This is a genomic window from Staphylococcus sp. EG-SA-14 (assembly GCF_017151935.1).
Classification (GTDB): Bacteria; Bacillota; Bacilli; order Staphylococcales; family Staphylococcaceae; genus Staphylococcus; species Staphylococcus aureus.
The window spans coordinates 3,219-4,876 of sequence record NZ_JACVZM010000041.1 but is presented as its reverse complement, the minus strand read 5'-3'; the positions used below and the strand labels follow the sequence as shown (position 1 = coordinate 4,876).

The following is a 1,658-nucleotide window of genomic DNA, read 5'->3' as shown; positions in this document are numbered from 1 at the left end:
TGCCTGGCAACGTTCTACTCTAGCGGAACGTAAGTTCGACTACCATCGACGCTAAGGAGCTTAACTTCTGTGTTCGGCATGGGAACAGGTGTGACCTCCTTGCTATAGTCACCAGACATATGAATGTAGATTATACATTCAAAACTAGATAGTAAGTAAAAGTGATTTTGCTTCGCAAAACATTTATTTTGATTAAGTCTTCGATCGATTAGTATTCGTCAGCTCCACATGTCACCATGCTTCCACCTCGAACCTATTAACCTCATCATCTTTGAGGGATCTTATAACCGAAGTTGGGAAATCTCATCTTGAGGGGGGCTTCATGCTTAGATGCTTTCAGCACTTATCCCGTCCACACATAGCTACCCAGCTATGCCGTTGGCACGACAACTGGTACACCAGAGGTATGTCCATCCCGGTCCTCTCGTACTAAGGACAGCTCCTCTCAAATTTCCTACGCCCACGACGGATAGGGACCGAACTGTCTCACGACGTTCTGAACCCAGCTCGCGTACCGCTTTAATGGGCGAACAGCCCAACCCTTGGGACCGACTACAGCCCCAGGATGCGATGAGCCGACATCGAGGTGCCAAACCTCCCCGTCGATGTGAACTCTTGGGGGAGATAAGCCTGTTATCCCCGGGGTAGCTTTTATCCGTTGAGCGATGGCCCTTCCATGCGGAACCACCGGATCACTAAGTCCGTCTTTCGACCCTGCTCGACTTGTAGGTCTCGCAGTCAAGCTCCCTTATGCCTTTACACTCTATGAATGATTTCCAACCATTCTGAGGGAACCTTTGAGCGCCTCCGTTACCTTTTAGGAGGCGACCGCCCCAGTCAAACTGCCCGCCTGACACTGTCTCCCACCACGATAAGTGGTGCGGGTTAGAAAGCCAACACAGCTAGGGTAGTATCCCACCAGCGCCTCCACGTAAGCTAGCGCTCACGTTTCAAAGGCTCCTACCTATCCTGTACAAGCTGTGCCGAATTTCAATATCAGGCTACAGTAAAGCTCCACGGGGTCTTTCCGTCCTGTCGCGGGTAACCTGCATCTTCACAGGTACTATGATTTCACCGAGTCTCTCGTTGAGACAGTGCCCAAATCGTTACGCCTTTCGTGCGGGTCGGAACTTACCCGACAAGGAATTTCGCTACCTTAGGACCGTTATAGTTACGGCCGCCGTTTACTGGGGCTTCGATTCGTAGCTTCGCAGAAGCTAACCACTCCTCTTAACCTTCCAGCACCGGGCAGGCGTCAGCCCCTATACATCACCTTACGGTTTAGCAGAGACCTGTGTTTTTGATAAACAGTCGCTTGGGCCTATTCACTGCGGCTCTTCTGGGCGTTAACCCTAAAGAGCACCCCTTCTCCCGAAGTTACGGGGTCATTTTGCCGAGTTCCTTAACGAGAGTTCGCTCGCTCACCTTAGAATTCTCATCTTGACTACCTGTGTCGGTTTGCGGTACGGGCACCTATTTTCTATCTAGAGGCTTTTCTCGGCAGTGTGAAATCAACGACTCGAAGACACAATGTCTTCTCCCCATCACAGCTCAGCCTTAACGAGTACCGGATTTGCCTAATACTCAGCCTTACTGCTTAGACGTGCAATCCAATCGCACGCTTCGCCTATCCTACTGCGTCCCCCCATCGATTAAAA

At 50.8% G+C, this 1,658-nt stretch carries 2 rRNA genes (1 of these 2 only partly in view); both read right to left on the bottom strand.

What is annotated here, in order from left to right:
* Position 1: 1 nt before the first annotated feature.
* Positions 2–116, bottom strand: a 5S ribosomal RNA gene (gene rrf / locus IDG63_RS14035).
* Between the two features lie 72 nt (positions 117–188).
* Positions 189–1,658, bottom strand: a 23S ribosomal RNA gene (locus IDG63_RS14030); it runs 1,431 nt beyond the window's last position.